Here is an 11,799-nt window from a genome sequence, read left to right on the forward strand (position 1 = left end):
CCGTGACGTTCAAGGCTGAGTACATCTGGATAGACGGCACCGAGCCGACCGCCAAGCTTCGTTCCAAGACGAAGATCATGGACGGCACGCCGTCGGGCGCCGTGGCGGACCTGCCGATCTGGGGCTTCGACGGTTCGAGCACCAACCAGGCCGAGGGCCATGCCTCCGACCGGGTGCTGAAGCCCGTCTTCACCTGTCCGGACCCCATCCGCGGCGGTGACGACATCCTCGTCCTGTGCGAGGTCTTCAACATCGACATGACCCCGCACGAGTCCAACACGCGGGCGGCGCTGCGTCCGGTCGCCGAGCAGTTCGCGGGCCAGGCCCCGATCTTCGGCATCGAGCAGGAGTACACCTTCTTCGACGGCCACCGCCCGCTCGGCTTCCCCGAGGGCGGCTTCCCGGCCGCGCAGGGCGGCTACTACTGCGGGGTCGGCGCGGACGAGATCTTCGGCCGCCAGATCGTCGAGAAGCACCTGGACAACTGCCTGAAGGCGGGGCTCGGGATCTCCGGTATCAACGCCGAGGTCATGCCCGGCCAGTGGGAGTTCCAGGTGGGCCCGCTCTCCCCGCTGGACGTCTCCGACCAGCTGTGGGTCGCCCGTTGGCTGCTCTACCGCACCGCCGAGGACTTCAACGTCTCCGCGACGCTGGACCCGAAGCCGGTCAAGGGCGACTGGAACGGCGCGGGCGCGCACACCAACTTCTCCACCAAGGCGATGCGCGAGGGCTACGACGCGATCATCACCGCGTGCGAGTCGCTGGGCGAGGGCTCCAAGCCGATGGACCACGTGAAGAACTACGGCGCGGGCATCGACGACCGGCTCACCGGTCTGCACGAGACCGCCCCGTGGAACGAGTACAGCTACGGCGTCTCCAACCGCGGCGCCTCGGTCCGCATCCCCTGGCAGGTCGAGCAGGACCGGAAGGGCTACATCGAGGACCGCCGGCCCAACGCCAACGTCGACCCGTACGTCGTCACGCGGCTGATCGTCGACACCTGCTGCACCGCGCTGGAGAAGGCCGACCAGGTCTGATCCGACGCCACGCACCATGAGGGGCCCGCCGGTATCCGTACCGGCGGGCCCCTCGCGTTCGGGGGCCGGTGGCCCCTCGCGTTCGGGTGCCGGTGCGCCCCTCTCGGACGTATTCGCGCTCGTTAGAGGCGTGCGGAATCAAAAGTGAGCGCGATAAAGCGCGGCGTGAGGAAGGTAACGCCGGGCGGCCGTATCGACGGGTGAGAGAAGTCTGATGCACAGCCGCAATCTCTGCTTCAATGGGGCCATGGCCAGCTTCCAGTACATCGCGTCGGGTCGCAGCGACCTCGAGCCGTTCTGGCCTTCCCGTCAGCACCACGATTTCGACCGGGTGTGTTGCCGCGCGTGGAACGCGCAGGCCCTCTAAAGCCGCTCACCCCGGCCTTCGGTCCGCGCGCACGACGTAAGTCCGTCCTCGACGACTCCTCGCGCGAAAGAGCTGACCCTCCATGGCGAACACCCGTACTTTCTCCGCCGCTTCCGCTGCCACCGCGGCCTCCCCGGCACCCGCTGCGGCCCACCCCTCCGCCCGCTCCCTCTCCCCCAACCGCCACCGCCTGCGCGCCGTAGACCGGGACGAGGTCGCCCGGCTCTCGGACGTGGCCGACTTCCTGCCTCCGGGCGCGACCTGGCTGCCCGCGCCCCCGCACACGCTGCCCGCCCTGCCCGGCCAGCCGCCGATGATCGGCTACCTGGTGCTCGTCCCGGCCGACCAGCAGCCGGCGCTCGCCGGCGCGGTGGCCGCCTCCCAGCACCGCCGGCAGATCGACCGGCAGGGCCGCGCGGCCTTCCCGCAGCAGGTGGCGGACGAGCCGGTGGAGGAGGCGTCGGCGCCCGGGCCGGTCCGGATCGACGCGACCCGTCGTACGGCCTCCGTCGACGGGGTCACGCTCGACCTGACCTACCTGGAGTTCGAGCTGCTCGCCCATCTGGTGGCGCACCCGCACCGGGTGCACACCCGCGACCAGTTGGTGACGACGGTGTGGGGGTACGGACACGTGGGCGACGGGCGCACCGTCGACGTCCATGTGGCCCGGCTGCGCCGCAAGCTCGGGGCGGAGCACCGCCGTTCGATCCAGACGGTCCGCCGGGTGGGGTACAAGTACACGCCCTGACCGGCCCGTTGCCTCTCCGGCGGCCCCGGTCCACGGTCTCCTGTCGTGGACCGGGGCTGAGCAGTGCCACCGGTTGGTGATGGATTGACCTTCTTCGTACGGCAGTTGGGGGTTCGGCCCGCTTTCCCGCTGGAGCTTCCGACGAATCCTCAGGGGTCTCGGACGGGGAGCTGAACGGGGAGCCGGAGCCGCCCGTATGGGACGTCACGCTTCTCCCTCGAAGCAGAGGAGTCCCATGCCACGCTCAGCACGTACCCCCCGTACATCCCGTACGTCCCGCAAGAAACGCTCCAGCCTGGCCAACCGGGCCATAGCCGCCTCCGTCGCCCTGATCCTCGGCGGGGGCGGGCTGGTGGCGGTCAATGTCTACGCCTCCGCGGGGGAAGGGCGGCCGTCCGCCGCGCCGCCCACCCGGGCCCAGAACGCGGGGCGCCAGATGTCCACCATCGACTGTCCCGATGCCGGTAACGAACTGCGCGAGGTGCCCGAGCAGGCACGCGACGAGGTCGACCGCGAACTCGCGGCGATGGATACCCAGATCACCGATGCCTACCGGCGGTTCGCCGACCGGAAGGAGCGGATATCCCAGGATCCCGGGCTCGCGGAGAACGCCGTGCTCGGCCCGTTGCGGAGCAAGCGGACGGCGAGCCTCGACCGCATCGCCATCGCCATCGGGCGTGTCGGGAAGCGGCCGGCGGGGATCGAGAGCCTCGCCGGGTGCAGCCTGCGCGCCGACGACAACGCCCCGGGGAACCCGGGCGGGACCGGCGGCTCGGACGACTCCGGCTCCGATTCCGGTTCCGGCTCCAATTCCGGCTCCGGCGATACGGGTGACGGGACCGGCGCAGGGGACGGAGGCAACGGCGACGGCGACAACGGCGGTGGCCAGAGCGGCGGCAACGGCGGCCAGGCCGGGAACGGCCCGCAGGCGTCCGATTTCGTCGACATCCGGTCCGTCCAGCCCGACGCCGACCGCCCCCGGCAGCGCCGCGGCGCCTCCCGGGGTACCTTCACCACCGACTGCGGCCGCAACGAGAACGGGAAGTTCAACCCGGACAACGTCATCGTCGCGCCCGGCGTGAGCAACGGCGCGCACCATATGCACGATTACATCGGCAACCAGGCCAACGACGCCTTCGCCACCGACGACATCCTGGCGAACGGCGCCACCACCTGCCGCAACCAGGGCGACCGCTCGACCTACTACTGGCCCGTGCTGCGGCTGCAGAACGGGCAGGACGGGGCCGACGTGGACGCCGACGGCGGCGGGCGGGACCAGAACGTCGGTGAGATCCAGACCCCGTCCGAGGTGACCCTGAAGTTCGTCGGCTCCCCCGTCGGCAGGGTCACCGCGATGCCGCGCTTCCTGCGGATCATCACCGGGGACGCGAAGGCGTTCACCAACGGCGACGCCAACGCGAACGCTTCCTGGAGCTGCACCGGCTTCGAGGACCGCCAGCTCAAGGACAAGTACCCGATCTGCCCCGAGGGCAGTCAGGTCGTGCGGACGTTCGCCTTCCAGAGCTGCTGGGACGGACGGAACACCGACAGCGCCAACCACCGCACCCATGTGGCGTTCGCGCGGGCCGACGGGCGCTGCCCGAAGGGGTTCCGGGCGATTCCGCAGCTGGTCCAGCGGATCGTGTACGACGTGCCGCCGGGCCCCGGCTTCGCCGTCGACTCCTTCCCCGAACAGCTGCACAAGCCGATCACCGACCACGGCGACTTCATCAACGTCTTCGACCAGCGGCTGATGAAGAAGATGGTGCGGTGCATCAACGACGGGCGCCGCTGCCGCTGATCCACCTCGCGGCGCCACCACCGCCCGTCCGGGCACGGCCCCGCACCGCCACCGCTGGTCCGGCAGGCCCGCACCGCCGTGCGCCGATCCGGCACGGTCCCGCACCGCCGCCACGACCTCGGCGTCGGCGTCGGCGTTGCCGGGCGTCGGTGTCGGCGCCCGGCAGCGCCCGTACCCCCTGAACCTGCGCGGTCAGCTCCCGTGGTGACCGGAGTGCCCTTCCTCGCTCCCCCCGTCACCGCTCTCCCCCGAGTGGTGCGGCGAGGCGGTCTCCACCGTCCCCCCGAGCCGGCCGCGCAGCGCCGCGACCACCTTCGCCTCACCGGCCGCGACCCAGCGACGGCCGACGAGATACGAGCCGCCGTAGTCCTTGGCCTCGTTGATCCACTCGCGCTGGCCGCGGTCGGTGGCGAAGGTGGTCAGCACATAACGCCCGGTCGATGTGGTGCAGTTGGCCTGGCGCAGCTCATCGGCGTCGGTCTGCACCTTGGGCTCGCAGCCGGACTTCTCGGCCAGCTGCTCCAGCGTTCCCGTCGCGGTCGGCGGTGCCGAGGGATGGTCCTTCCCGGCACCGTCGGCCGCTTCCTCTTCGCCACCCGCACTGCACCCGGTCAGGAGCAGCAGCGCTGCCAGGAGGGTGCCCGCGGCCCGGTGGCCGACTCCGACTCGCCGTTCCGGTTCTGTCGCCATCGGCCCATCCTGCACCCAAAACCCGTCTCAGGTACGGGCGATGCCGAGGCTCGTGACATACGCCTCCCGGACCGTGCCGCCCGGGAAGGCGTCGGCCAGCAGCGCCCGCTCGCGCTCCAGGACGGCCGTGGCCACCGCCCGGTCGGCGACCAGGAAGACGGAGTGGCTGGCGAGGTTGGCGAGGTGGACGCCGAGGGGGACCTCCCGGGCCCACTCCACCTGCCGGGTACGGAAGTCGGGTCCGGCGGGCAGCTCGGCCCGGAGCCGGGCATCGGGGTCGTACGCCGCCACGTCCTCGCCCCCCTGGCCCGGCTCCGTGCCGAAGGCCGCCAGCACCCGCCGCTTCTGGTCGCCGATCCATCCCACGCGCGGATCGGCGTCGTTCCACCACAGGGCGAGCGCCCCGCCGGGCCGCAGCACCCGGCGCGCCTCGGGGACGGAGCGGGCGGGGTCGGTCCAGTGCCAGGACTGGGCGTACGTGACCAGGTCCAGCGCACCGGTCCGCAGCGGCAGCCTGTTGCCGTCGCCCCGGACCACGGGTACCTCCGGCAGCCCCCGGCGGAGCTGCCCGGCCATCCCGTCGCCCGGCTCCACGGCCGTCACCCGGGCGCCCCGTCCGGCCAGCAGGGCGGTGGCGATACCGGTCCCGGCCCCGACGTCCGCGACCCGGGCCCCGGTCAGCGGGCGTCCGGACAGCTCCTGGATCGCGTCGAACAGGGCGGGCGGATAGGAGGGACGGTTGGCGGCATAGGAGGCGGCGACCGCGTCGAACGAACGGGCCCGGGCCGAGTGCGTCGTCATCCCCCCATCATGGCCGCCACCTTCTCCGTCAGGGCCCGGCCCGCTCCGCCACGGCCCGGCCCACTCCGGCAGGGCCCGGCCCCTTCCGCACGGGGGCGGCCCTTCCACACGGGGCGGCGGGAAATCCGTGCACGCCTCTGGCCCCCCGAGGTACCCGTCAGTACATTGACACCATGTCTAACACGCAGCCAGCGGCGGTCGCGTCGGAGCGGACGACGCTCAAGGCCCGGAAGGTCTCCTTCGCCTGGGAGAAGACCCCCCTGCACTGGGTGCCGGGCGACCCGTTCACCACGCACACCATCAACGTGCTCCATCTGCTGCTCCCGGCCGGGGAACGCTGGTTCATCCATGTGTACCGGCAGGTCCTCCCCTTCATCCATGACGAGCAACTCCGCGAGGACGTCATCGGGTTCATCGGGCAGGAGGCCGTGCACTCGCAGGCGCACGACGATGTGCTGCCGCACATGCGGGAGCTGGGGCTCGACCCGACCCCGTACACCGCGCAGGTCGACTGGTTCTTCGAGAAGCTGCTCGGGGACCGGACCCTGCCGCCGGGGCGGCCGTCGCAGTGGTGGCTGATGGAGCGGGTGGCGATGATCGCGGCCATCGAGCACTACACCGCGTTCCTCGGCGACTGGATCCTCAACGCGGAGGCACTGGACCGCAAGGGCGCCGATCCGACCATGCTGGACCTGCTGCGCTGGCACGGGGCGGAGGAGGTGGAGCACCGGTCGGTGGCCTTCGAGGTGTTCATGCATGTCGACGGCGGCTACCGCAGGCGGGTGCGGACCTGGGCGGCGGCCTTCTCGGCGCTGGTCTTCCTCTGGCAGCGCGGGACCCGGTTCTTCATGGAGAACGATCCGAGCCTGCTGGACGGCAAAGCCACCTTCAAGGCGTTCCACACCAGCGGGAAGGAGGGGACGCTGCCCAGTACGGGGGCGATCCTGCGGTCCATCCCCAGCTATCTGAGCCGGTCCTACCACCCCTCCCGGGAAGGCAGTACGGCCCAGGCCGTCGCCTACCTGGCCAACTCGCCCGCGGCGCTGGCCGCCGAGGCCCGTACGACGGGAGCGTCCTGAGCCATGGCGCTGCCCCGTCTGCGTACCGTCGCCGTCGTCGCCGGTGCCGCCCTGCTCACCCGGCGGGCGCTTCGGCGCCGGATCGCCCGGTCGCCGCTGTGGCCGATGCCCGCGCTGCCCGAGCCGGTATCGGGGCACTCCCGGCGGCGGGCCACCACCATCCGGCGGCTGATCGTCACCGAGCGGACCGCCGTCGCCGACGGCGTCGTGCAACTGCGCCTGGAGGGCCCCGCGTTGCCGCGCTGGCAGCCCGGGGCGCATCTGGATCTGGTGCTGCCCTCCGGGCTGGTGCGGCAGTACTCGCTCTGCGGTGACCCGGACGACCCGGGGACGTACACGGTGGCGACCCGGCTGGTGGCGGAGGGGCGGGGCGGCTCGCGGGAGGTGCACGAGCAGCTCCGGGAGGGTCAGGAGATCGAGGTGCGCGGGCCGCGCAACCGGTTCCCGCTGGTGGAGGCGGACACGTACGTCTTCGTCGCGGGCGGCATCGGGATCACCCCGGTCCTGCCGATGCTGCGTGCGCTGGCCGCGCGGGGCGCCGACTGGCGGCTGGTGTACGGGGGCCGGTCCCGGGCGTCGATGCCGTTCCTGGACGAGATCGAGAAGCTCGGCGCCGAGGGCGGGCGGGTGACCGTGGTCGCGCAGGACGAGACGGGGCATCCGGACGCCGCCGCCGTGCTGGCGGGCATCGCCCCGGGCACGGCCGTCTACTGCTGTGGCCCCGAGCCCCTGATGGACGCCGTCACCGCCGCGCTCCCCGAGGGGTGCACCCTGCATCTGGAGCGGTTCTCCGCGGCGGCCGCGGCACGTCCTGCGGACTCCGGCGCCTTCGAGGTGGAGCTGCACCGCACCGGGCGGACCGTACAGGTGGCGGCCGGGCAGTCGGTGCTGGCGGCCGTCCGCGAGGAGCTGCCGCACGTCGCGTACTCCTGCGAGCAGGGCTTCTGCGGAACCTGCCAGCAGCGCGTCCTGGAGGGCGAGATCGACCACCGGGACGAGCTGCTGACCGACGACGAGCGGGGCGACTCCATGCTGATCTGCGTCTCGCGCTGCCGGGGCGGGCGCCTGGTGCTCGACCTCTAGGAGGCTCCGGTGCGTACCCCGGTTAGGCTGTCCGGATGACGACCGGGGTACGGCGCAGGATGGGCGTCGACGAGCGCAGGCAGCAACTGATCGGCGTCGCGCTGGACTTGTTCAGCCGGCGCTCCCCCGAGGATGTGTCGATCGACGAGATCGCCGCCGCCGCGGGCATCTCACGGCCGCTGGTCTACCACTACTTCCCGGGCAAGCAGAGCCTGTACGAGGCGGCGTTGCGGCGGGCGGCCGACGAGCTGGCCACCCGCTTCCTGGAGCCGCTCGAAGGGCCGCTGGGCGCACGGCTGTTGCGGGTGATGGGCCGGTTCTTCGACTTCGTCGACGAGCACGGTCCGGGGTTCTCGGCGCTGATGCGCGGCGGTCCGGCGGCCGGCTCCTCGGCGGCGAACGCCCTGATCGACGGGGTGCGGCAGGCCGCGTACGAGCAGATCCTCGCCCATCTGGGGGTGGAGGACCCGCCCGCGCGGCTGGAGCTGGTGGTCCGCTCCTGGGTCTCGCTGGCCGAGTCGACCGCGCTGATCTGGCTGGACGGGCGGCGCATCCCGCGCGCGGAGCTGGAGTTGCAGCTCGTGCACGACTTCGCGGCGCTGGCCGCCGTCAGCGCCGCCTACGACCGCGAGATGGCCGGCATCGTGCTGCGGGCGCTCTCCCAGGAGCCTTCGGAGGGCCCCTTCGGGGACCTGCTGGCCCGGCTCTCGGCGCTCGCCCCCGCCGTACCGGCCGTCCCGGAACAGCGGCTGCCGCGCGACACGGCCTGACGGGCCCCTCAGGCGGGCAGCCCGTTGCGGTGCGAGACGCGGCGGGCGGCGGCCAGGAGGGCGTGGATCTGCGGTCCCGCCTGGTCGATGTCGGTGACGGGCCTGGGGAACGGCAGCCGTACGTCGCGGTGGCCGCGCGGGTACTCCAGGCGCAGGGTCACCCCGTACCGGTCCATGGCCAGCGGGACGGCCCGCACCATGTCCCGCTCCGGGGCGGGGCGGACGAGGCGCAGCAGCAGGGGGACCAGCTCGCTGTGGTCGTCGACCAGGTGGGTCAGCATGCCCGCCTCGCACGCGGCGACCGGGTCGGTCTCCGCCCGCTCCAGCTCCTCCAGGGTGACGAACGTGCGGCCCTCGGCGTCCTCCAGGACCGCCTGGCCGAACTCCATGCAGGTGGAGGCCTCGGTGTCCGTGCTGTACGGGGACGCCAGCAGCCCGGTCACCGTGACCCGGGCGCGCAGCCGGTCGCGTACGGGGGTGGGGGCGATGTCCGTGAACTCCAGGCGGGCCGGGACCCGCTCACCGGCCGGAGCGTGGCCGCCCTCGGTGGGGGCGTGCAGGTGGATGTGGCCCATCGCCCCCGTGCCGTCCAGGCGGCGGACTTCGGTGTGCACACCGTCGCTCACCACCGTCATCGAGTGGGCGACGACGAGGATCGACCGGACGCGCTCGGCGCGGGTCGGCTGCGTGGCACGGGCGCTGAAAGGACGCATCCGAGTTCTCCAGAGGCGGTCAGGAAACCCAAGCGGTCACTTAGGTATGCCTAACCTAACCCACATCGCGCGCGTCGGGGTAGTCCGCCGTCAGGATCCGTCCTTCCGCATCACTCCTCCGGGTCCCGCCCCCGGCCGGGCCGGGACCCGCTCCGGAGCCCTCGCCGCCGAACTCCGCTTCCGGGACTCACGGCCGGAGACCGCTCCGCAGCGCGGCGGCGAGGCCGGCCTCCGCGCTGTCCGCCTGCCCGCGTTCGAAGGCCCGCTGGTACGCCTCGTCGCCCACCGCCGCCCGGGCCTGCAGCTCGCAGGTCTCGCGGACCGCGCCCAGCTCCGGGGTGCCGCGCTGGGGGTGGCCGACCATCCGCCAGTACGCGTGCCCGGTGCCGTACACCCGGGCGGCCTGGGCCCCCGCGCCCTGGGCGGCGATGGCGGCGGCCAGGATGTCCAGGCCCAGCGCGACGCCGAAGCTGTCGCGGAGCCGGTGCTTCCCCACGAGCATGTCCCGGGCGTGGGCGGCGGAGTCCTCCGGGCGGCCCTGGAGGAGGGCGATCAGGGCGAGCTGGTAGTCGGCGTAGGAGCGGGTCCAGTACTCCCCGCCCCGCTCGCAGGAGCGGCGCAGCGCGGTGGCGGCGGGCAGGGACTCGGTGAGCCGGCCGAGGGCGGTGAGCGCGAAGACGGCGATCAGGCGGCAGCGCAGCCGGTGGGCGGACTCCCCGGGTCCGTACGACTCTCCGGGGGGCCGCGCCTCCCCGGACACCGCGTACGGCCGCGGCTCCCCGGGCACCCCGTACGGCCTCGACTCCCCGTACGATCCCGGCTCCCCTGGCACCCCGTACGGCCTCGACTCCCCGTGCGGTCCCGGCTCCCCTGGATTCCCGGAATCTCCGGACGGCCCAGGCCCCCCGGACGGCCCCTGCCCCCCGGGCACCCCGTACGGCCTCGGCTCCCCGGAACCCTCGGACGCCCCGGAACCCTCGGCCGCCCCGGCCGCCCCGGAACCTTCGGATGCCCCGGACGCCCCCGGTGGCGCCTCTCCCGCCCCGCCCTCAGCCCGCCCCGGCTCCGTCATGCGTAACACCCGCTCCGCCGCCTCCAGGGCCGCCGCCGGCTCGCCCGTCATCAGCTGGGTGAGGCCCGAGAGGTAGGTGGCGCCGAGCATGCCGTCGTCGTCGCGGTCGTAGAGGGCCGTGGCCGTGCAGAGCGCCCCGTACTTCTCGGCGGTCGCGAAGTCCCCCTGGAGCAGGGCCGCGACACCCTGCACCCACTGCAGCCGGGTGAGGTGCGCGCCCTCCACCGGGCCTGCCTCCAGGGCCCGCTGGGCGTAGCCGCGCGCCTCCGAGAGATGGCCGCAGCAGGCCCAGAAGAAGCCGACCCGGCCCGCCATCTCCTGGGCCGCCTCCACGTCGTGGACGAGCAGGTGGTCCAGGGCGGCGCACAGGTCCAGATGGGTGTCGGAGATCCTGTGGTACCAGGAGATCTGGTCCGGGCCGGTCCAGCCGTCGTGGGCGCGGCGGGCCAGGCCGAGGAAGCTCCTCGCGTGCCGGTCGGCGGCGGCCCGCTCCTCGCCCAGCTCGGTGAGCCACATGCGGCCGTACTCGCGCAGGGTGTCGAGCATCCGGTAGCGGGTGCCGTCCCACTGGAGGACGGACTGGGCGACGAGCCCCTGGAGCGCCCGGTCCACCGCGTCCGGGGTGAGCGGCCCGCCGGTGCAGACCTCGCGTGCGGTCGCCTCGTCGAAGTCCGTACGGAGCACGGTGAGACGGGCCCACAGAAGGCGTTCCAGCGGGGTGCACAGCTCGTGGCTCCAGCCGATCGTGGTGCGCAGGGTGCGGTGGCGGCGCGGCCAGAGGGAGTCGTCGGCGAGGAGGTCGAGCCGGGAGGCGGTGAGGTCCTCGGCGTCGACCGGGGAGTCGAAGCGGGTGCCGATCCTGGTGGCGAGCTGGGCCACCGTGTGGCGGCCGATGCCCGCGGCGGCCAGCTCGATGGCGAGCGGGATGCCTTCGAGGCGGCGGCAGATGTCGGCGGCGGCCGCCCGGTCCCCCGGCGCCTCCAGGTCCGCGTGCGGGTCGGCCGCGCGCAGCCGGTCCTCGAAGAGCCGGAGCGCGTCGGGGGCGCCGTCGACCGGGAGCGGCTGGATGCGGAGAACGTGCTCGCCCCGGGTGTCGAGCGGCTGCCTGCTGGTGACCAGGACGGTGAGGCCCGGCGAGGTGGTGATCAGCTCGGCCAGCAGATGGGAGCAGGGGCCGCGGAGGTGTTCGGCGGAGTCCAGGACGAGCAGGAGGCGCTTGTCGCTGAGCCATTCGCAGAGCGCCTCGACGGGCATCCGCAGGGTGTGGTCCGCGAGCCCGACCGCGTCCGAGACGGTGGGGAGCAGCAGGGCGTCGTCGTAGAGCGGGGAGAGGTCGGCCCACCAGGCGCCGTCGGGGTAGCGGTCGGCGGCGGCGCGGGCGGCCCGGACCGCGAGCCGGGTCTTGCCGACGCCGCCGGGGCCGATCAGGGTGGTCATCCGCCGCGTGGCCAACGAGGTTTCCAGGCGGGCCAGTTCGGCCCGCCTCCCGACGAAGCTGCTCGTCTCGTCGGGAAGGAATCCCACCTGGGTCATCATCACACCGTCCGGCACGCTGGGGCAGAGGGCGCCGGGTGGGGCCGACCGCCCCGGACGGGGCTCCTGCCGCAGAACCGGGCCGGTCCCGCCTCCCCCTCGGCG

Annotated in this window: 10 protein-coding genes; 6 read left to right on the forward strand and 4 right to left on the reverse strand. The window is 73.2% G+C overall.

Going from position 1 to position 11,799, the window contains the following annotated elements; translation table 11 throughout:
- The first annotated feature begins 2 nt into the window (after nucleotides 1–2).
- The 3 genes from glnII to ACQ9ZG_RS07790 all read left to right on the forward strand — a co-directional run bounded on the left by glnII (nucleotide 3) and on the right by ACQ9ZG_RS07790 (nucleotide 3,953).
- Nucleotides 3–1,037 carry a glutamine synthetase gene (glnII, locus tag ACQ9ZG_RS07780; RefSeq protein ID WP_028415531.1) on the forward strand — a complete coding sequence of 345 codons (1,035 nt, stop codon included), beginning with the start codon at nucleotides 3–5 and terminating at the stop codon, nucleotides 1,035–1,037.
- Nucleotides 1,038–1,486: 449 nt separating this feature from the next.
- Nucleotides 1,487–2,152: a winged helix-turn-helix domain-containing protein gene (locus tag ACQ9ZG_RS07785; RefSeq protein ID WP_415738403.1), complete on the forward strand. Its 666-nt coding sequence runs from the start codon at nucleotides 1,487–1,489 to the stop codon at nucleotides 2,150–2,152.
- 235 nt (nucleotides 2,153–2,387) lie between these two features.
- Nucleotides 2,388–3,953, forward strand: coding sequence for a DUF1996 domain-containing protein (locus tag ACQ9ZG_RS07790; RefSeq protein ID WP_109914011.1), 1,566 nt, complete (start codon nucleotides 2,388–2,390; stop codon nucleotides 3,951–3,953).
- A gap of 192 nt (nucleotides 3,954–4,145) precedes the next feature.
- On the opposite strand, the gene ACQ9ZG_RS07795 is transcribed toward ACQ9ZG_RS07790, so the two are convergent.
- Together ACQ9ZG_RS07795 and ACQ9ZG_RS07800 are read right to left on the reverse strand one after the other, a co-directional pair.
- The gene (locus ACQ9ZG_RS07795) at nucleotides 4,146–4,643 is read right to left on the reverse strand and encodes a hypothetical protein (protein ID WP_109916294.1); all 498 of its coding nucleotides are present in this window, start codon (nucleotides 4,641–4,643) and stop codon (nucleotides 4,146–4,148) included.
- Nucleotides 4,644–4,670: 27 nt separating this feature from the next.
- Nucleotides 4,671–5,444 (reverse strand): class I SAM-dependent methyltransferase, encoded by a 774-nt coding sequence (locus ACQ9ZG_RS07800; protein ID WP_109916295.1) that lies wholly within the window; start codon nucleotides 5,442–5,444, stop codon nucleotides 4,671–4,673.
- 173 nt (nucleotides 5,445–5,617) lie between these two features.
- On the opposite strand from ACQ9ZG_RS07800, the gene ACQ9ZG_RS07805 reads away from it, so the two are divergent.
- The 3 genes from ACQ9ZG_RS07805 to ACQ9ZG_RS07815 are packed head-to-tail and all read left to right on the forward strand — an operon-like array spanning nucleotide 5,618 to nucleotide 8,376.
- Nucleotides 5,618–6,523, forward strand: a complete 906-nt coding sequence (locus tag ACQ9ZG_RS07805; protein WP_028415526.1) for a metal-dependent hydrolase — start codon at nucleotides 5,618–5,620, stop codon at nucleotides 6,521–6,523.
- Between the two features lie 3 nt (nucleotides 6,524–6,526).
- Nucleotides 6,527–7,606 carry a PDR/VanB family oxidoreductase gene (locus ACQ9ZG_RS07810; RefSeq protein WP_109916296.1) on the forward strand — a complete coding sequence of 360 codons (1,080 nt, stop codon included), beginning with the start codon at nucleotides 6,527–6,529 and terminating at the stop codon, nucleotides 7,604–7,606.
- Nucleotides 7,607–7,641: 35 nt separating this feature from the next.
- Nucleotides 7,642–8,376, forward strand: coding sequence for a TetR/AcrR family transcriptional regulator (locus tag ACQ9ZG_RS07815; protein WP_018486759.1), 735 nt, complete (start codon nucleotides 7,642–7,644; stop codon nucleotides 8,374–8,376).
- A gap of 8 nt (nucleotides 8,377–8,384) precedes the next feature.
- Here the strand turns inward: ACQ9ZG_RS07815 and ACQ9ZG_RS07820 are convergent, their stop codons facing one another.
- Nucleotides 8,385–9,089 carry a DUF2470 domain-containing protein gene (locus tag ACQ9ZG_RS07820; protein WP_018486760.1) on the reverse strand — a complete coding sequence of 235 codons (705 nt, stop codon included), beginning with the start codon at nucleotides 9,087–9,089 and terminating at the stop codon, nucleotides 8,385–8,387.
- Between the two features lie 187 nt (nucleotides 9,090–9,276).
- Nucleotides 9,277–11,697, reverse strand: coding sequence for an ATP-binding protein (locus ACQ9ZG_RS07825; RefSeq protein WP_499280174.1), 2,421 nt, complete (start codon nucleotides 11,695–11,697; stop codon nucleotides 9,277–9,279).
- Between the last annotated feature and the right edge of the window lie 102 nt (nucleotides 11,698–11,799).

This window comes from Streptomyces araujoniae (genome assembly GCF_050871195.1).
Taxonomy (GTDB): Bacteria; Actinomycetota; Actinomycetes; order Streptomycetales; family Streptomycetaceae; genus Streptomyces; species Streptomyces bacillaris.

What these genes read in the sequence shown, in the direction of transcription:
- ACQ9ZG_RS07785 (WP_415738403.1), top strand. Translation starts at nt 1,487, where the DNA reads ATGGCGAACACCCGTACTTTCTCCGCCGCTTCCGCTGCCACCGCGGCC.
- ACQ9ZG_RS07790 (WP_109914011.1), top strand. Translation starts at nt 2,388, where the DNA reads ATGCCACGCTCAGCACGTACCCCCCGTACATCCCGTACGTCCCGCAAG.
- ACQ9ZG_RS07795 (WP_109916294.1), bottom strand. Translation starts at nt 4,643, where the DNA reads ATGGCGACAGAACCGGAACGGCGAGTCGGAGTCGGCCACCGGGCCGCG.
- ACQ9ZG_RS07800 (WP_109916295.1), bottom strand. Translation starts at nt 5,444, where the DNA reads ATGACGACGCACTCGGCCCGGGCCCGTTCGTTCGACGCGGTCGCCGCC.
- ACQ9ZG_RS07805 (WP_028415526.1), top strand. Translation starts at nt 5,618, where the DNA reads ATGTCTAACACGCAGCCAGCGGCGGTCGCGTCGGAGCGGACGACGCTC.
- ACQ9ZG_RS07810 (WP_109916296.1), top strand. Translation starts at nt 6,527, where the DNA reads ATGGCGCTGCCCCGTCTGCGTACCGTCGCCGTCGTCGCCGGTGCCGCC.
- ACQ9ZG_RS07815 (WP_018486759.1), top strand. Translation starts at nt 7,642, where the DNA reads ATGACGACCGGGGTACGGCGCAGGATGGGCGTCGACGAGCGCAGGCAG.
- ACQ9ZG_RS07820 (WP_018486760.1), bottom strand. Translation starts at nt 9,089, where the DNA reads ATGCGTCCTTTCAGCGCCCGTGCCACGCAGCCGACCCGCGCCGAGCGC.
- ACQ9ZG_RS07825 (WP_499280174.1), bottom strand. Translation starts at nt 11,697, where the DNA reads ATGATGACCCAGGTGGGATTCCTTCCCGACGAGACGAGCAGCTTCGTC.